Genomic DNA, 20203 nt, shown 5'->3' on the forward strand with positions numbered 1-20203 from the left:
GTGCCCAAAAGGTTATTGCAGATGAAACTGTAGATTTAGTAATTGCGGACCCGCCGTATAATTTAAAATTTGGAGGAACAAATCAGACCAAGAACAAGTAAACCCGTTTTCAGATTTTCCCCAATGATAACCTGCCGTTTCCGGACTATCGCAGATTTTGTCTTACTTAGCTCAAACAAGCCTATCGCATTTTGAAACCAGGTAGCCATATCTACATTTTTATCGATTGGCATCATATCCGGATATGTCTCGATGGCTTAAGATTATCGGCTTTACGATTAAAAACTGTATAGTATGGGACAAAAAGAATATGGGTATGGGATGGCAGTACCGGTATCAGCATGAGTTTATCATTATGGCAGTAAAAGGGAAGAAGAATGTCAAACGAATTTGTTCACGAAACCAGACAGATGTATGGCAGATCCCACGAATTTCAGGAATCAAACGATTCATCCGACAGAGAAGCCAATAGATATGATGAAGCGGATCATTGAGACAATAGTGAGGAAAGGGAATATGTTGTTGATTTCTTTGCAGGCAGTGGAGTGGTGCCTGCAAAGAAACTACTCTTAATCGGCGATGGGATGCTTTTGAGATAGACTCAACTTGGTTTTCGATTTCAGCAAATCGTATAAAATGGGGCTTGCTTATAAATGAGACCTTGCCATAAATAATTCCTTTCAGTGTTAACTAAGCGGAGAGAGAGAATATTGTAAACTTATTGAAGCTACTTTTAGCCTAATAGGTAGCTTTCTTTTTACGTTTATAGATGAGAAACATATACTTTAGAAAGCAACTATAATCAAACAAATGATTCATTATAATTAATAATTGAACCGTTTTCAAAAGTTTGAGTACAAACATTTTTAGAATTCGGTTCATTTATGACACAAAAATAAAACTATTTACATAATATTAATAGCATTTAAACTATTTTAGACATATAAAGATATATTTCGACAAAATACCACTATATTCAAATATCTATTTTTGTCGTATGATGCAAAGTAGAAAGTAGAGGCATGACTTAAAATTCTCTTTAACTTAGCTGAAAAAAGGGGGGGAAAACTACTGAAATAGATTAATAGAATTATTAAACTTGGTAGTGTAAGTAAATCAATCGAATTTTTAAATTGGCTACATAACTGTTATTGCTATTTTTTCCTTGTATAAGGGAGGCCTCTTTTATTGAATAACAGGTAACAGGGATTAAATGAACATTTAAGTTAGTATACAGTAAACATTAGCAAGAGCTAAGAAGTGTAGAAATTACATCATAAATAATTAAGGAGTGGAACTCAAGTGAAGAAACGAAGAACATTATTATCAAAGATTTTTTTGATTGCGATCACTTTTTGTTTGATTGTACCTTTTATTTCTATGCCTCTAATAAATGAAGTCAGTTATGCAGCTGTTTCTCCATATGGTTCGATTGAGATTGAAGGAATGTATACGGTTGTAGAAAGTGACGGTACGACTATTCGTATGACTCAAGATGTGCAAGGTAAGGGTTATATTGATTATAGTTTAAACTATAATCAATATCATTATGTGTTAACAGACACTTCGATGTCAGGGACAAATCCCATTCGATTAAAATCAGTAGACAAAGTCTCTAATACACAATTTGTCATCCACTATACACGAAAAGATGGGTCATCCGCATCAAGAATAGTATCCTTCAATTATTGTGACGCAGATGGCAGATTTGTCTCATTTAGAGAACCATATGGAGAGTTAATTGATACGGATGGAATAATATATAAAGCTCAGTTATCTCCTTGGGGCGATGTATCTTTAATTAAAAACGGAGCACTCGTTCAAACGATTAATGTACTTACTACCAAAGAAACAAATTGGTTAGAACAGCTTGTTCAAAGGGATTTCTATGTTAATGGAAATCAGTTTATGTTGGATTTGTATTATGAAGGTGGAGATGGATCACATTATAATAGGTCAGCGTCTATTGGTGCATATACTGCGCCTGTGTATACGAATCCGCTTGTTATCTCACTCTTGCAAACCCCCGATACACCTACAAATGGAAATGTAATGGTTAAAATATCGACAACTGGTGGAACAGTCATCTCCACGAAGTTTGCGGTTGGTAATCAGCCCCTTAGTTATTTTGAAAATGCAGGAACTGTTCTAACAGGAAATTCATTTACGGTTTCTGAAAACAATACGTACACTGTCTATACTAAAGACAACGTAGGCAACAAAAAAATTCAAACGATTACTATTAGTAATATTGACAAAACTCCCCCTGCAAATGCTACTTTCTCAATATTCCCTGTAAACTCTACTAATGAGAGAATAAGGATTTTTATCACATATCCAATTGACGCGAGAATACTTGAGTACTCATTTAATAATGTGACATGGATGGAGTACAAGTACAATAATGATCTCGTGGTGACTGCTAACGGTACAGTATATGCTCGCTCCAAGGATGCGGCAGGCAACATCTCTAACGTTACGAGTTATCAAGTGAAGAATATACCACCGATGCAATATGATCCATCCACTGGAAGATTAAATTATATTCAGCTTCCTTCAGGACAAAAATATAAATACATCTATGATACGAATGGAAATCTTTTAAGTATCCAACTCCAGTAAATATTGCCAACAATAATACTAGTGCAGGGTTTCAATAAAATGATCAATCAACCATAATTACAGATATCTAAGGAGGAACAAATGAAGATATATCCAAAAATATCAATTATTCTATTGTGTATGGCATTACTACTATCTGGACTGGGCATAAATGAAGATGTGTTTGCCAATTCCCAAGATTCAACTCCTTCAGAAACACATGCACCGCCAATCATTCCAGCACCAATTAGCGAAGAACCTGTCACTCCTTCCTACTATCCTGCTCCCGAGGTACAAGCACCAGATGATTTACAATTTGTCCAGCAAACTAGTATTGAGAAGAACAGGTTATCCCAGTCTAGAGCGAATGTACAATCTCAAGTGTATGAAGAAAAGGATTCGAGCGAAGAACTTTTGCTGCAGAAGATTGCCGTCATTAAATCAAAGTACACAAAAAACTTAGTAGGCAGAAACAGCATTCTTAAAGAGCAGGAGCCCAATCTCGGCAAGGAAGACATTCGTTCCTTGTTAGTCTTAGGTGCTTCTATTGAAGATATCTATGAAGCAGCCTATTTAAGCCAGGAATCAGGAATTAATCCGCTCGAGCTTTACAAGACAAAGAAAGAGAAGGACAAGGGCTGGGATGATATTCGTTTGTCTACATCCGGTCAGCAAGCATCTCTTTCAACAGTTAGCAATGAGGTGTATAACGTAACGACAGAGGTTTACGGTAAAGATCAGCTCCCTTATTTGAGGGACTATGATATGACAAACCAGAGAAGCATAACAACTTCAGGAAACACAATACTTGCACTGACTAACACTGTGATCTCGCAAGCACAAATGCAATCCATGAATCAGACCAATAAACCTCAGTACTCCGACCGCCGTTCCAGCAGTGAACTGGTTGATCCTTCCTCTGGATCTCTGACGTGGAAATCAAATCAGATCAGCTTACCAGGCAGAGACGGTCTGGACTTAAATATCGGCGTGATGTACAGTTCAAGCCAAAGCAGTACGATTCCAGGAGGTGCAGAGAATTTCCTGGCAGATCGATATGAGCTTGGGGTTGGATGGGGATTTCGTTTCCCCTCTTTGCAGAGTAACGATTGGGGCGGGGAGTTATACTATCATAATGGTGAAGGTGGAGTTTATCAGGTCGATTTTTCCTCTCCACAAGGTTTGAAGGATTATAAGAGCAAAGATATGCGTTTTGCTCAAGACTATAGATCCTTTTCGAATGGGCAAGACGTCTCAAGTTATTATATTGAATATGCGGATAAGAAAAGAGAATATTTTGCAGAAGATCTAAGACTTCTAGGTATCGTTGACCGATTTGGGAATGTAATCAAATTCAATTACTCCTCAATCGATAGTACCTATCATAGCATAAAATTATTGACCAGTATTACGGATACAATAGGAAGGGAAATCAGGTTTAAGTATGACCGTTTAGATAAACGGTATATCGAGAGCTATGAAAGCGTTGCGGATGAAAACATAACAGTTTCTGTCCATGATTTGCAAGGAAATGAAGTGAAGAAAGTCACATATACTCGCGGGAGAAGCGGATATATGTTGTATTACATAAATTACTACACCGGTCTCCCTGATAGTGTTTGGTGGGGAGTAACCACTTTATCACTTAAAACAATAACGCAAAATAACGAACAAATTCAATTTGCGTATGATCGAGCTACTTTTGACACACAATCAAGTCAAAAAGGATTCTCTGAAGGTAACGCGCCAAATATTAATCATAATCAAGCGTACCAACTTAGAACTGTAACCTATCCCCATTCTCAAACGGTATATAATTACACAAATAAGTTTAGGAATTTTGGAATCCAGGGGAGCATGAAAGATTTTGTTATATCGTCCCGCTATGACCGTGTCATTCGGAATGGATCATATAGTGGGGAGTATAACAAGGTAAACTATGATTATGTGGATAGTCATGACGGTTATCCTACCTATTATGAGAACAAAACGGATGCTTATCAATATTCAACCTCGGCTACAACTGCGGCCAATAATATGAAAGTAACGTACTTGTATAATGGAAAAGGGCAGTTGCTGTCGACTACGAACCTCTCTGCAACTGGAGAAAAAAAGGTTCAGAAGAACACCAGATTTTACCATGTTATTGATACGTTACCAACTACATCTGAAACGCTGGAATATGGGGCGGGAGACAATGATACTACGGCGAACAAGCTAACCATCATCACGGTTTATGATGAATATGGGAGTCCCTTGTCAATGACTCGGCCATTAACAGAAGATCAGCGTAAAAGCGGAGTATTGGAGATTAAGAATACAACAACCTATACGTATGAACCAACGTATCATTTGCCCCGTACAACTTCATGGTATCCAAGTGAGGAAGCTTCCACGCTTCTGAGAGAGAATTATGAATATACGGCTCAAGGCCGAGTCCAATCGGTAACCAATGCTGCAGGAGAGATTACAAATTATAGCTATGAGATGTCTAGCGATGGTAACAATCGTCTATTTAAAGTTATCTCGGAAAAAGTGTCTAAGGGAAAAACAGTAGCTAAAAACGCAGTGACCTATGGATCAGATACACAATATTCGTATCCTACACTAGAGGAAGCCTATTTTAACGTGGGACAACCCAATTCAAAAGTGGTTCGGAAAATTACGGATTATAATATAGGTACCGGTCTTATTCATACCGTAAAAGATGGCAATAATCAAACGACAACCTACAGTTATGATGCCTTGGGCAGACCAGAACTAATTGAGTATCCGCAATTTACAAATCAAGATGGTCAAAAGTACTCTATAATTGAGAAATATACCTATAAAAACAATCAAATTTCAACGAACTTTGATGCGGAGAATGCAGGAATCCATAGTCTTGCTGTGGATTCGTATCGTACCATCAAGCGAATATCTAATGGAGCAGAATCAACTACACATGGGATTGCGTTTTACGATGGATTCGGTCAATTGCTCCTTGAAGAAAAATGGGATGGCTACAATGGAAAGTTTGTTAAAACACAGTATCATTATGATAGTCTTGGGCGCCCAATAAATTCTGTAGATGAATCGAACAATACATTAAAAGTCACTTATGATGCTTGGGGGAGACAAGATAGCGCTCAGGATGCCAAAGGAGATATCTATAACAGTGTCTACAATCTGAAAACACGAACGAACTACAGTTTTCTTCAGGGCGAAACAGAACAATGGAATAATGTGTATACCAAATACGATGCCTGGGGAAATAAAATTGAAGCCACTGCATGGCTATCAAGTACAAAGAGCATTAGTGAGAAATATAAGTACGATTCCGCAGGTAATTTAGTAGCCTATACCGATCCGAATGGAAACGTCAATGATGATGGGGTGACTACCTCTTATGTTTATGATGAATTAGGTCGATTGTCGAAGGTCAAGGATGCTTTAAATCAGACGACCCGATATCAATATGATGGAAATGGTCAAATCTCTAAAGTGACGGTTCAGGCGAAAAATGGTATAGAGCAGACCTTAAACAGTAAAGACTTCAATGAAATTGGATTACTTCACTCGAAGCTTGATGGGGCGTCCCAAAGCGAGACTTATGATTACAATGCTCTTGGACAATTGGATACTAAGACGGACCGTAACGGTAGTAACTTCACGTATGTGTATGATGAAAGTGGAAAATTGAAATCTTCCAAGGTAAGCCGCTCAATCAATGGTAGTGTGCAAACGCAGGAATCACGTATTAACTTTGGTGAGAGTGGACCGACAAATCATACCACGAAGACCTTTACGAATAATCAGCAAACGGGGTCCCAAACTCAAACCCTAGACACACTTGGGCAAGTACGATCCACCTATTCGATATCAGGGAATCATTCGGCGAATATCATCAATCAATATGATGTTCTAGGTCGGCTAACTAGCGTACAGGATCAATATTTCGGCCTTTACACGCAATATCAGTACAATAAAATGCAATTGCAAAAGGTCCAGACAAACGGCAGCTCAACAATTACGGATAACCCATCGGTTAATGTAACCTACAGTTATTATCCAAATAATTTGGTGGATACTATCACATACCCAACGTTGACAGATGGTACTGTGTTGAAGACAAAGTACACCTACAACAAAGTGCTAAACTGGACAGAGAGCATGGAAAATACTAAGGGAAATGAAGTGCTCTCAAGATATAGGTATGAGTATGATAATAACGGAAATCGAATTGCTGTGCATGAATTACGCAAAGGAGATCTTACAGAAAAAACCACACGATACAAATATGATGGGTTAGACCGCTTGATTTCCATCATACGTCCAGACGGCAGCCAAACGATGCATACGTATGATTTGCGGGGCAATCGGCTAACGTTATCTGATACAAACGCAGTGAACCTGAATCTCGCGGATACCAGCTACACGTATGACCTACAGAATACCTTGACGAGCGTCACTAAGAGCGGTGCCAGCACCAGCTTCCAGTACTATGCTGATGGAATGCGGTTCATGAAAACCAAAGGGAATACTGAGACACAGGTTAACTACAATCTCAAGGGTCAAGTGATCTCGGAAGAGAAACTCGTGAGCGGCAAATACGTCGAGCGGGCGAACTATGTTCGAGGTGACCGGGTGCTGGTGAAGAAGGATAAAAATGTTCAGACCAATGCAGTCAAGGATTATTATTACCTGTACAATGGACATGGTGACGTGGTGCAGATCGTTGATACCAGCGGAGTGATCGTGAATTATTACAACTATGATGAGTGGGGGAATATCACCAACCAGGTGGAAGGAACGTCCAACTCCTTCAAGTACACGGGAGAAGTATATGACGCAGAGACCGGATTGTACTATCTGCGGGCTCGTTATTATGATCCAAGCATGGGGCGATTTCTAAATGAGGATACCTATGAGGGGCAGATTGATAATCCTCTGAGTTTGAATTTGTATACGTATGTGCATAATAATCCGTTGATTTATAGTGATCCTACGGGGCATTATACAGATGCAGGTGGGGCATCAGGAGGAGATCCTCTATATAATCTTTCTAACACGGATGCTACTAATAAGGTTATCTTAGCTCGGTCTTCCAATGCAACAACTCAAACTAAGATTCTTAAATCATTAACGAAAGAATATAAGTACGGGTTCTTTGGTGATGATTCTGGGGGGATGACAAAAAATCAATTTGAATACTTATATAAATTAGCAACTTCAGCAGGATTAGAGAACTATGATAAGGCTATATGGGCTATAGCACAATTAGATGATTTTTTCTATAGTGGGGCTACAGATAAAACGACCGCTATAGCAGCTACTGTTGGAGCTATGGGTGCAGGCATGATATCTGGAGGGGGTGGGAAAAAAAATCAAACTACTCTCTGGGATATAAAAACAAATGCAAACGCAAAAGTCACTTATAATTTCAATGGACAAAAGGTTATAGCTTATCAAGACAACACCCAGAGTGGCTATTGGTGGGCAAAAGATACAACTGGACATGGGGGTTCTGCATATAAAGTTTTTGAACGAAGAGGTAATGAACTACACTGGATCACCGATGCCGATAAATATGGTAATTTCATTACTGGAAAACATAAAAGCCAAACCGGTACTGTCATTAAGCTGAAATAGAAAATAAAATAATATAGCCGTAAAGTAAACATTTTTCTTTACGGCTATATTTTAAAGGAGAAGCAACTTGAAAAATAGAAATTTAGATGATTTACTTTTGAATAATTTTGCTGGAATTGAATTGAAGAACCCTCTTTTTTACAACGCCCCATTTGGCATTAGATTTGAAGCAGGGGGAGAGGTTAATGTGATGGAAAAAAGAGTTCAACAGATAAAATATAGGGCTGTGACTCTATATAATGCAGTCAATCACGAAAATGATGATATATATTTAGTTATATTTATGGACAGCTGGGAGGAACATCCAGTAGACTATTTTGAAAAAGATGTTTTGAAAATATTTGAAAGTTTTATTATTGGAACAGATTCAAGACAAATTAATAAGAAAGAACAGGAATACAGATACAATGATCCGGATGAGCAAGATAATACAGTAACCATTCGATACTGGGTAAAGTTAAAATCGAAAGAGCTGAATATTGATAATCTACTTTATGCAGTTGCAAATCGAGCAATTGGCAATGATGTTAATGGAATTGTTGGAGATTTATTTTTAGTTAATGAGACTAGAAAAAGTATTTTTTATCTTTATGACGACAGAGGATTGGATATTGTTGCAGAAAATAAGGAGATCTTAAGACCGATTTATGAGCAGTATAATGACTGGATTCTAGATTTTGATCGTGAAAGAATCAAGAAGATGTTTGGTAATTAATTTGGCGAAGGGGAGACTATCTAAATTTCATTTTTTGTTCAAAGTAAGCGTCAAATACCTCTCCCCTTCAAATAGCTCAAGGTCCAATCAATTAAAATATTGGCCCTCTAAAAGAAACTTGAAGACCTCCGGACTACCGTCCCTGCAGTTTATCTTTCTCTGTCCACACCTCCAGTTTTCTCGCCAAACTCCTCCCTATATATGGCGGTTTCGTCCTAATCAAAGTTATCTCCGTCTTCGATCCCGACCTGCTGCGCGACTTGGTTCGTGTCATGGAGTCCCCGTGCTTAGCCTCCGTCCTGTCCCTCAGGTCTATCTCGCCTGCGGGGCACGAATTTAACTAAGTGGCTTTTTGGCTCTACTACCGCCGCTGGTGCAGGGAGCCTTAGCTTGGCCGAAAGCGCCTATGCGCATGTGATTTCCCGGCGGGAACTATGCTGGCTGCTTGATGGTCTTTCACTACAGCAAAGATAGTCACATCTTTAAATAAATGTCGAGCACTAGCGTTGCATTAACCCTGACATGAGTTTTGTTTATTATCGGATTTTTAACAGTGATTTTACAAACTTTTTCTCAAAAGCTAAAAATGGAAGGGAAATAGATATAGGACAATCATCGTTAATTTAAACCATGTGTACATTCAAATAATTTTTTGGTCGGCCGGAGTTTTCCTGCATTTGATTTTGAAACTTTCGGCTTCTGCTTGGCTCCAAGCAGTTTTACTTTGGATGGCCTTCGCGGATGTAACAACTCTTGTTTCAAGCATGCCGCAGTAAATAGAGATAGACCCGTATCATCTTAAGTAAGTGCCAAGGCGATTTTGCGAGCTATAGAGGCGTAAGGGATATTGATACTAAGAGATATTGATACTAAGAGATATTGATACAAAAAAATGAATGTGGCTCTAAAATCCATACTTTTTCAGAACATTCTTCACACGTTCAACTTGCCTTCCTGGGATATGATCATACGGTAGACATATTCTTTAGAGGAGGTAGGACATCATTGCATATTGTACTTGTTGGCGTAAAGCCAGAAATCAGTGATCCCCATTTTAAATTTCATGTATGCAGTACATTTGAGGAAGTTAAAGAGAGTGCCTTGATCTTGATGCCACAATACGTCCTGATCCATGAGAAGGAGGCCCGTAACCTCTTACCGTTAGCAGAGGAGATCCCCGTAAAGTTTGTCGTGATTATTGAGACTTCCAGCCTATCAACGACAGCAATACGAAGTTGGACGGCGCTAGGTGCCTCGGATGTATGGCTGGGCAGTAGTTGGCAAGAGAAGCTGCTTGAAGCTCATATTCAGGTAGAGGCGAAACCTCAACAGATTGAGCTGCCTGAAATGAACTTCAGTCGAACAGGGGAAAGAATCGTTATCGCGGTAGGCAGTGTGTATGAAGGGGCCGGCAGCACGCATACAGCGCTGCTCATTGCCCACTATTTGGCCCGGTATGCAAAGACCAAAGTAGCGGTGTGGGAAGGCGGGAATCATCCATGTTTCTCTTTCCTGGAGTATATCAAAGAAGGCGATTTCTCGGATCATCCCCGTTATGAAATAAATAATGTGGCTCTCTATAAGGCAGAGGTATCCGAGTACTGGATCGGAGCGCTTATGAGCGACTACCGCTATACGGTGCTGGACTTAGGGAGTTTACAGAGCAGCAAGCAGGCTGAAATATTTGTACAAGCCAGCGTACCGGTCCTGATCGGTTCCGGCAGTGAATGGCGGGTGAAGGAGCTGATCTCCTTTTGCCGGGAACATAGCCGGGTACCGCAGGAATACTGGCGGATTGCCTTGCCGCTGGCAAACGAACCGAATCGGGAGATGGTGGCGGGATGCTTAAGCGGCAGGCCCGTTTTTGCCGTTCCGAATCATCCAGATCCGTTTCATCCCCAGGCGAATACCGATGAGTTGCTGGAAGGCCTCTTATCTCCGATTTTGCAAAAGCAGAAAAAGCGGGGGTTTGGTCGTTTTTTCTAACGGAAACTCAATTTAATCATTACAAGACCTGAACTGCTTCAAGCTTTGAAGCGGTATTTTGTGCTGTCCGGAAAGGGGGTGAAATCAAAATGAATCGACAAGGACATATAGGAATGGCGATTCTGGCTGGTTCCGCAGTGCTCTATGTTTCTCCAGAAATATCCATCCTACCTGCTGTCGGATTGATTGCCGCTGCTGGGATTGGCGGGCTGCTGCCGGATTTGGATCATAAGACCAGCACGGTCAGTAATAAGCTCCAGTTCTCGGCAAGGACGCGAAAGAAACTGAAAGGATTGTCCGCCCTATCGTTGGGAATGGGAATCTTGTGGTTTGTCCTGCAGCAGCCAATGCTTTGGCTATGGGCAGCGGTAGGCCTGATCCTTGCCCTAGCCTCTCGGCTACGCATGCTCCTCCTAAGCGGTCTTGGACTGCTGCTGCTTGCAGGATATGAACTATATACCCTGCATTGGCTCACGCTGTTTGCCGGTGTTGCTTTGCTGGTGATACCTTTTGTTAAGCATCGCGGGATTATTCATAGTCCGGAGTTCGCCGGTGCTTTGAGCCTTGGCGTAGTCTCTTTTACCGCGACTCAGCCGGTTCTCCTCCAGGCGCTGGGTTTAGGCTTGTTGGCAGGATGGTGGTCGCATTTGGCCGGGGATGCGGTAACGGTGGAGGGCATTCGGTCCGTGCTGATCCCCCGGATGAAGGTGGCACTGAATCTGCTGCGAAACGGTGGGGCAGCAGAGCGGTGGATCGCAAGAAGCTGCTGGCTCTGTAGTATCGCAATTTGGCTGATTATATTCTATTAATAGTAGAAGGGAAGAATAATATGAAAATTAGGAAGACAGGGACCCTCATCATGATGGTCCTATTTAGCATGTTTATGTTACCGATGCTGGCCTACGCCGATGACAATCCAATTACCAAAATCAAAGAAAAAATGAAATTCAACTGGAAAGTACTCGATGGATTGGATTTTGTATTTACGCCGATTGGACTCGTAATATCCTTACTGACAATAGCCACACTAGTATTTGTTATCATTAAAGTCATCATCAAACTGGTCAAGATCAGTACCGGTAAGGGGACCATTAAGGATAAGTGGTTTTGGATTGAAGCAGGTCTGCTTGTATTTATTGTATTCCTCTTCATCAGCGGAGCGTTCTTCAGCTTCCTGGAAAATATCTATAACTGGACTTCTAAGCAAGATATCGGAGGCACAACAACAACGTTCATCCAGATGGTGGATCAGTACCGTAACTGGTCCTAGTGGATAAATGATGAAAGACAACGACTATATCTCGAAAATGAAAAAAATGTACACTGTTGACCCAGGAGTGGTAGATGATTTGAACTGGTTCTTGGTTCTGGCCGGAGCAGCAGGGACGATACTCTGTGTATTAGCCTTAGCCTATTGGCTGATCCGATTTTTTGGGTTCCTGTTTTCGGTTAGCCGAGGAGCAAGAAGCTTGAAAGACCCAAAGTTCTGGAAGCGGATGGCGTTGGCGCTCGGCCTGATACTGTTATTCATGACCGGCTCGGTATTTACCCTGCTGTCACAGTTTTACGATTACATGGCGATTTGGGGGTGGGGAGGTTGAGACAACGATTTCGGGTGTTGGCAGTTCTACTGATACTTTTGCTTGGTTTCACGAGCAATCTAATGACGATACCGGTTCAAGCATCACCAAGCCAAGCCATTGCTATAAAACAAGCAGATGTGAAAATCGCTTCTGCATTGCCCAACCCGACCACTGTACCGTCAAACACAGAAGTACCTGCTGAGCGGGAAACAAGCTGGTACATTCCCGGCTGGGTCGATGATATGATTCAGAAAGTCGATGAGATGATTCAATCGTTCAAGGATCTCATGTCCGGCAAGCTGATCAAAGATGCGATTGAAGGGCTTGTTGTTCTGCTGGTGGACGAGCTCATGTCCCCACTCTATGATGCCTTTGCCCAAAGCTACTTGTTCACGCCACAAATTGCGGAAATCGCAATGGTGCAGTCAGGCTGGTCACTGTTTATGATCATTGGTCTGGTGCTGTTGTTTATCGGGATTTCGTGGTTAACCTTTAAAATTATCCAAGGCAAAAAGGATCTGGGCAGTTTGCTCAAGGTCTTTTTAGTTTGTTTTGTCGCTACGTATTTCTCACTCACGGCGCTCAACATTGCCAATGTCGGCATCAACTGGATCGCCAGTAAGATGTTTGAGGGAATCATCGGCACGAGCGGCATTGCCTATGAAGGCTTAGAGGGACAGCAGATTCTGAAAGCGATGATAGTCGGTGCCGATGGAATTACAGATGCTGCGTATGCCGCCCAAACCCTCGGTGAGTTGACCGTGTCTACCAGCGGCGGGATTTTTAATCTGCTCAGTTATTTGTTCCTGGTCGTATTGCCCCTTTATGTGGTTGCTGTACTCAAGACGCTGGTGCTCATCTTTATGGCCATCCTGGTCAATATGTGGATTACCCAATCGGCTTATACCGGGAAAATGGAGACACTGCTCGGATTTGCCAATCTCTATCTGCGGACGCTACTGGTCGGCCTGATCTGCGGTTTGCATTGGGCGATTTTTGTGAAAATGCAGACGGATTACGGCGAGGGAGAAGGGTTTTGTGCGGCGTTAGGCATACCGCCCATCATTTTTGCGATTCTCAGTGCGCTCGCTTTACTCGTGTTCTTCTTCTTTTTCTGGCTGAAGCCCCTGATGAGAGCCGTGCAGCATCCGGTGACACTGAACGGAGCACAGGTACTTGATTCCGTGGGGAAATGGGGAGAACGGACGTCAACATCTCTGGATTCCATGGGCAAGCGGATGGGCTCGGAAGGCGTACAGAAGAAGGCACTGAGCATGCAGGAAGCCAGTAAGCGGATGCAGCAAGCAGCAGATCGGATACGTACCCAGCGCAGCGTAGGCAAGGACAAATTGGCTTCCTCGCTCAGTGGCGGGTTATCGGAATCAGTGCAGGGCATCGCCTATCATGAGCCGGAAGATTGGCTTCAAGAGGGTGGTCAGATCCATGTGGATGCTCTGCAAGAACTGGAATTTGGAGAGTCAGAAATCAAATCTTCGGCGCTGAATATATCAGAGGTACTGGGAGACGAAGGGTTCCGCAGTGTTTCCTTATTAAAAGCGCCTGTGGCCCAGCGTAAACTGCTGACAGAGAAGCTAAGTACCCTGAAGAAGGAATACCAGGAAGATGTGCAGTGGGATGAGCGCACCGGTGAATTGATTCTGGCCGGGCCGACCCTAGATATGCTACCGCAACTGGAGCGGGAAGGATTCGATGTCAGTGCGGTACGTGAGGGGATGTACAAGGATGGAGCGTTCGTGGATCTGAATGGTACAGCACAGATATCACTACTCACCGACTCCAAGGAGGCCGAACACGCAGCAGAACAGATTAAAGAAGCCTTACCCCTCTATACGCAGGCGAAGTTGCCTCAAGGTAAGGCTGCATCGGCCTACCACGCGCTGCAGGAACGTGCTGATGAATATCCATGGGCCAAAGATCTGCTGCTGGAGCAGGATGTGTTATGGTTGCCGGATGATCACCTGGAAGAGGCTACGGAAGTGCTTGAGGGTATGCTGGCCCAGACGACTCGGAAGATCCGGGTGAACTTCCCGCGTCACTCCCGGTTTGCGGCCAGCATGATCGCGGATTGGGAACGTTCCGGTACAGTAGAGGAGCTGGCAGAAGTGCTGGAGCTGGCTAAAGATGAATCCCATGCCTATATTCCCGAAGAACATTACAGTGAATTTCATAAGAAATATGAGAGCTACCGGAAAGACCGCATACCTTACTGGCGTGCAAAAGATGGTGCGGTCTATGTCATTAAAGACCGTGTGCCGGTTAACTATGGACAACCGCCGCTGGATGGTCTGGATATGGGCAGTTTTGAACAACTGCAGAAAGAAATGTTACATCGTCATGAGCGGCAGCGGAGCAAGGAAACTCAGCAGGCGAGCACGGTGAATGCCAAAGGGCAGGTGAAATAAATGGATCAGGAACAGCAGGAACGGGAAGAGGAGCTACTGCGCGCAAGCTTTATGGGCGATATCCGTGAGGATGTAGAGTTTCTAGGATTATCGCTAAGAGATATTGGCTGGATCGTAGGAACCACGCTTGTAATTGGGGGAGTCCCTTTTATACTCCCCTTCCCGGTATTGTTCAAAATGATTTGGATTGTGACGATCTTCATGGGCAGTACACTGGGACAATGGCTCAAATGGCCGTATCGTCTGAAGCGCTACATGCATGATGCACAGCAAAAGAAGGAAGGAGCCGGGGAAGACCTTGGTTCCTTCCTTGGCGTGGAGGAAGATGGCTGGCTCTACCGCAGCGGGAAAACCTTGCATGTAGTGTCTTCGTTATCGGCATCCCCGTGGAAAACGGCGGAGTATGCACAGAAACGGATGCGGATCGGCGGCTTTGAACAGTTTCTGCGTGCCATGGTGCAGGAAGGCTTCTCGGCACAAATCTCAGCGGAGCAGATCCCGGATGTTCGCCTGGAGCTGTGGAATCAGAAACGAAACCATCCGGCAAAGAGTCCAGGCATCCAGGCGATGAAGCTGAACCGAATCGAGATGTGGGAGCGACTGGCCAGAGACGGAAATGCGCTGCGCAGTGAATATACGCTGACCCTCACGACCTCGGAATCGAAAATCAAGCTCAGGGAACGGGCAGATGAACCGGCAGAGCTGAATCCGGAAGCGCTGAAACGTTTCCGGCTGCTGAGTGAGCTGCAGGAGAAAAAGGATCGTGTGCTCCATACGCTCACTTCGCAGGGTGGGCATAGCACATCGCTATTATCCGGATTTTCGTTGCCGGAGATTGTGGGACGCTGGTGGGACCGGACGGCATGGGAGGCTTGGAAGATGAATGGAGACTCATGGGCTGAATCCAGCCCATATGAAGTGTCCGAAAACTCGGACCCGTTAAATGAGCAGGAGACAGAGCAGAATGTACTGGAAGCGCAAGGCCAAGAACCTGATGAGAAGCGTTCGCTATTCAGTCCATCGCTAGTCAAGTTCATTCAGGACGATCCACCTGTAGAAGACCACGTGGAGAATGAAGCCATGCCAGACATTCAAGAGGAAAAGGTCCCCGCACCATTGGTGATCGAGGATGTGGTCACAGGGTCGTCCTGGCGTAGCGCGCTGCAGTTTGGGAAATGGCCTTTAGCCCGATGGCTGCGAAGCGGTAAACAGGGAATCTCCTTTCTTCGAACAACCTGGAGTACAAGGCTTCTCCCTTGGCTTGGCAGGGTGATACGGAATTGCCGTGCGGGCTGGAAGAATATTCGTGCTCGAAAGGTTGAACCTCCAGCAACTACGTTAGAGTACACGCCGGATAAGTTAACCGAAGAAGAAATTCTGCCGCCAAAGCTTCCAACACCCGGAGCCAATCAACTTCAAGGAATTGTACTGCTGACCTCTCCTACACCCAGCGGCAAGTCTTTTCTGGCTGCGAATCTCGGAGTGGCGGCAAGTCTATCCGGTATTACCGTAAGCATCGTAGATCTATCGCCGGATCAGGGGACCCGGACGGTACTGAATCCACTGCAGCAACCTTCGGAACTAGAAGCCTGGGATACTTGGTCCGGGAAAGCAGCAGACTGGCTGCTGTTTACCCCTACACGTTATCCCGCCTTGCAGGAAGTGGAGCAGCTGCTTCAGCGCCGGGCAGCGGAAGACAGACTGGTCATTGCCGAGATTCCCTGGAACTACCCTGAACGAGAGGCGCTACAGCAGCGATATCGTTCCATCGCAGTGCTGGATTGTGATTACCACTATTGGCTGCGCTTCACTCAAGCAGCCCCGCGCTGGGAAGGGGAATTCTGGCTGAACCAAAGTACCCCGGATATGGCTCCACGGATGGCCTCCCTGCTTAAGGAGCAGTATCAGCAGACCTATACGGCGGTTTATCCGTTCATTCCATCTGCAGCCTACAGTTTGTATCAGGGCCGGCCACTGGCGCTTGATCCGGAGAAACGTAGCTTACTGAACATACACGGAAATAGAGAGGAGACCAATCATGAGCCTGCTCAGACATACGAAGCGGTTAGTTAAACAATGGAAGAAGCAGTCCCGGCAACTGGTGGTGAACATGGTAGACGGCAAGGATGGGAAGACCGGCCATTATGTGCGGGTCCTCATGGTTCAAGAGTATCCGCCAGAGATCATCGCCGGGTATCTGGATCAGCTGGATGGCATCGTTACGCATGCCGGTGCTACCTTACGCAAAACGATCCGGTATGCGCAAAGCGATATCAAATTCAACACCCGAATGAAGTACAAGCTGAACCGGTTAACAGCCAGTATTCAGGATCAGAGTGAAACAGACCCGGCACGGAATGCAGAGATTGCCGCGAAGGAGACCATTCTTGCCTTGCGGGATTCCACGCTGTCCAGTGATCATAAGCTGGTTGAGGTGCAGACCTTCTTAACGTTATCTGCACCGAAGCTGCATCAGATTGAGGCGGCAGAGGCAGGGCTGAAGCTGTGGTTCGACAACATGTCCGGGAAACTAAATGAACTTAGGCGTGAGCAGCAAGAGGCGATGCGGCAAACATCACCGGCCTTTGACCCCTACAGTGATCACAGTGAATTTTTCAACAAGACGCATTATGGGCGGGTCACGACAGATTCTGTCGCGGCACGCACCTACCCCATGACCCGAGGCTCGTTCTCGGATAGCGAAGGACTATATTTTGGTCGCCGGACCGAGGACGGCGGCTTTTGTTTTGTGAATCTATGTGATCCGGATGATCCCCGGGCGCAGAATGTGACTGTGTTTGGCAAGACTGGCGAAGGCAAAAGTTACTTTCTGAAGGCACTGGTGGTCTCGCTGCTGGAAGAAGGCGTACATGTATTTGTCTTTGACCTGGACGGCGAGTGGCGGGAGCTCTGTGCCTATGTGGGCGGCGTGTATATTGACCATACCACCGAAGAAGGACGTTATTTTGAACCGCTGACGATTATGCCTGCCATCACGGAGATCGATGAGGAATGTGCGCAGTATAATCGCTCCCGGTACAAGATGGCCGAGAAAAGCGGCGTGCGCACTTTCTCGCTGCTCGGGGAGAATCTAACCCGCCCGGAAATTTTTGAAGTGGGCGAAGCCATTCGGAGAGTCTACCGTGCCGCAGGGATTGAGAAGCAGCAGCCGGACACCTGGAATGCACCTACCGGACCGAAGCCGACCATTCATGCCGTGTTCGCGGAAATTGAAGAGGCAGCTCATAGCAATGCCGATGCTAAAAGCTTGTATGACAAAATCAAAATCTATTTCATCGGGATCTACGATGATATTTTCCAAATCGAAGAGGCCTCTAATTTTGATCAGAAAGCACCGCTGGTTGTCTACCGGGTCGGCTCCGGCGAGGAGGACGAGTCCAAGAAGGATGAATCGGCGAAGCAAGCACAGATCAAGATGTCGATGGCCTTTGAACAGGTCAATGCGAACATTCATCTGCTCAAAATTGCCGGAGCTGACTTTTCTGCCGTTCTGGTGGACGAGGGGCAGCGGCAGTTGCAAAATCCGGAGCTGCGCAGTTATGTCTTCACCTGGTATACGGCGATTCGCAAGCAGAACGGCATGATGATCCTGGCAGGCAATTCTCCGGCGATTATGCTGGATACCGCAGCTGGGGTAGGCATGTGGGAGAATACCAGCGTGCGCGTGTACTTTTACATGGAGCAGTCCGCAGTACGTTTACTCTCCTCCCATGCGGATCTGCCCAGCGAGATTCAAGAGCTCATTACGCAGAATGAAGGCACGCAGCGCTACATCCTAGAGAACCACAAACGCTACGATGAACTGATCATGCATGTCCCTCCGGAAGAGCATGTCCTGTACAAAACACGGGGACTGAAGACTGCAGGGTAGAGGAGGGAAACAGGTGGAAGTCAGTAAAAAGGCCAGGGAGATGAAGAAAATCATCGGGCTGCTTTCAGTGCTTAGTTCCCCCGGGATCGGTTTAGTGCTGATTTTTCTTGGATTGGCTGCATTGGTAGTAATGTTTGTCTTCTTGCCATTCATGATCTTTTCCGATGCCGACAGCTATAAGCCACAATCCGCAGGCCATTATGCTTCGTTGGCCCCTGAGCTAGATGTGGATGGAACGGTATATGTCTGGCCGGTACCGACCATTGACCGGATCTCTTCAACGTTTGCTTTGCGTGATTTGTTTGGCACTATCCGCATGCATAAAGGGATTGATATTGCCAACGGTCCTGCCAATACGGAGCTACAGCCCATCTATTCCATGGCTGGAGGGACAGTGACGCTCGCTGGAGCAGCTAGTGGGTATGGTCAGGCGATTAGGATCGATCACGGCAATGGGCTAGTTACCACCTACGGACATTTATCCGCTCAGATGAACGTATCGGTGGGCGATGTGGTGAGCAAAGGACAGTTAATTGGCAGAATTGGACAGGGCATTGTCGGACGCTCTACCGGACCCCATTTACATTTTCAAGTGGAACTGAGCGGAGTGCCAGTTGATCCATTAAAATATGTCTTTGCTCCAGGTACGGAGCTGCCTACATTGCCAACTGAGCTGGGGTACCGGTCTTTGAACATTCCATATGTGCTGCAATTTCTGGAGAAGCGAAAATCAGCGCTGGCGGATCATAATCTGCTGCAGATGATCGATGACGCGGGGCGAACCAAAAATGTCTCTCCTTATCTGCTGATTGCCATTACCGGCCAAGAGCAGTCGTTTGTGCCGAAAAACAATAACCATGCCTCGGAGATTATCCGTAATCCATGGAATGTGTATGGATGCTGGTGCAAGGGGAAAGGTGCGGGGCTCTCAACCGGTGAGGCTGCGCAGATTGCGGCGAATACGATCATTAAGCTATCTCAGGATCTTCCGGCCGGAAGAGATCCCATCCAGTGGTTATCGGCCAAAGATAATCCCCGAGGCTACTATGCAGAAGATAACGGATGGTGGATCGGCGTATCCAAGTACTTCAAATTGTTAGTTGCGGGGAGTGGTTGAAATGAATTTAACAGTTGTCATTATCGCAATTTTGCTGTGGGTGTTTTACAAGAAAGGGAGCAATGGCTTACCGACCTGGTTAGTCAAAGCATTGGGCGTGTTTTTGGTGATCATGCTGCTGCGCAATCTGAATGAAGCCTACCACTTTGTATTTGATGAGTCCGATGCGTGGTGGCCTCTCGTGAAAGAAAATGCGGCGCGGTTGAATCAGCAATTGAGGGACTTATTTCAAACCATGATGAAAGGAAGTTGAGA

12 protein-coding genes are annotated in these 20203 nt (G+C 44.8%); all 12 read left to right on the forward strand.

The annotated features are described in order from the left end of the window. Positions 1-1302 precede the first annotated feature (1302 nt). The 12 genes from NSS83_RS30025 to NSS83_RS30080 all read left to right on the forward strand — a co-directional run bounded on the left by NSS83_RS30025 (position 1303) and on the right by NSS83_RS30080 (position 20201). Entirely contained in the window at positions 1303-2622 is a 1320-nt protein-coding gene (locus NSS83_RS30025; RefSeq protein ID WP_341347099.1) for a hypothetical protein, read from the forward strand. Positions 2623-2703: 81 nt separating this feature from the next. Continuing rightward, positions 2704-8232, forward strand: coding sequence for an RHS repeat-associated core domain-containing protein (locus NSS83_RS30030; RefSeq protein ID WP_341347100.1), 5529 nt, complete (start codon positions 2704-2706; stop codon positions 8230-8232). A gap of 67 nt (positions 8233-8299) precedes the next feature. Beyond that, the gene (locus tag NSS83_RS30035; protein WP_341347101.1) at positions 8300-8947 is read left to right on the forward strand and encodes a DUF3885 domain-containing protein; all 648 of its coding nucleotides are present in this window, start codon (positions 8300-8302) and stop codon (positions 8945-8947) included. Positions 8948-10054: 1107 nt separating this feature from the next. Next, complete coding sequence (locus tag NSS83_RS30040; RefSeq protein ID WP_341347102.1) at positions 10055-10933, forward strand: hypothetical protein; 879 nt, start codon at positions 10055-10057, stop codon at positions 10931-10933. An 89-nt stretch (positions 10934-11022) separates the two neighbouring features. Next, positions 11023-11742 carry a metal-dependent hydrolase gene (locus NSS83_RS30045; protein ID WP_341347103.1) on the forward strand — a complete coding sequence of 240 codons (720 nt, stop codon included), beginning with the start codon at positions 11023-11025 and terminating at the stop codon, positions 11740-11742. A gap of 68 nt (positions 11743-11810) precedes the next feature. Next, positions 11811-12203: a hypothetical protein gene (locus NSS83_RS30050; RefSeq protein ID WP_341347104.1), complete on the forward strand. Its 393-nt coding sequence runs from the start codon at positions 11811-11813 to the stop codon at positions 12201-12203. 7 nt (positions 12204-12210) lie between these two features. Then, positions 12211-12534 (forward strand): hypothetical protein, encoded by a 324-nt coding sequence (locus NSS83_RS30055; protein WP_341347105.1) that lies wholly within the window; start codon positions 12211-12213, stop codon positions 12532-12534. Further along, the gene (locus tag NSS83_RS30060; RefSeq protein ID WP_341347106.1) at positions 12531-14939 is read left to right on the forward strand and encodes a hypothetical protein; all 2409 of its coding nucleotides are present in this window, start codon (positions 12531-12533) and stop codon (positions 14937-14939) included. Before NSS83_RS30055 ends, NSS83_RS30060 begins: the two co-directional genes overlap by 4 nt. Then, positions 14940-17012, forward strand: a complete 2073-nt coding sequence (locus NSS83_RS30065; RefSeq protein ID WP_341347107.1) for a hypothetical protein — start codon at positions 14940-14942, stop codon at positions 17010-17012. Continuing rightward, complete coding sequence (locus tag NSS83_RS30070) at positions 16978-18831, forward strand: DUF87 domain-containing protein (protein WP_341347108.1); 1854 nt, start codon at positions 16978-16980, stop codon at positions 18829-18831. Before NSS83_RS30065 ends, NSS83_RS30070 begins: the two co-directional genes overlap by 35 nt. Before the next feature lie 13 nt (positions 18832-18844). After that, positions 18845-19948 (forward strand): M23 family metallopeptidase, encoded by a 1104-nt coding sequence (locus tag NSS83_RS30075; protein ID WP_341347109.1) that lies wholly within the window; start codon positions 18845-18847, stop codon positions 19946-19948. 1 nt (position 19949) lies between these two features. After that, positions 19950-20201 carry a hypothetical protein gene (locus NSS83_RS30080; protein WP_341347110.1) on the forward strand — a complete coding sequence of 84 codons (252 nt, stop codon included), beginning with the start codon at positions 19950-19952 and terminating at the stop codon, positions 20199-20201. Positions 20202-20203 lie beyond the last annotated feature (2 nt).

The organism is Paenibacillus sp. FSL H3-0469, assembly GCF_038051945.1.
In the GTDB taxonomy this organism is placed as follows: Bacteria; Bacillota; Bacilli; order Paenibacillales; family Paenibacillaceae; genus Paenibacillus_AQ.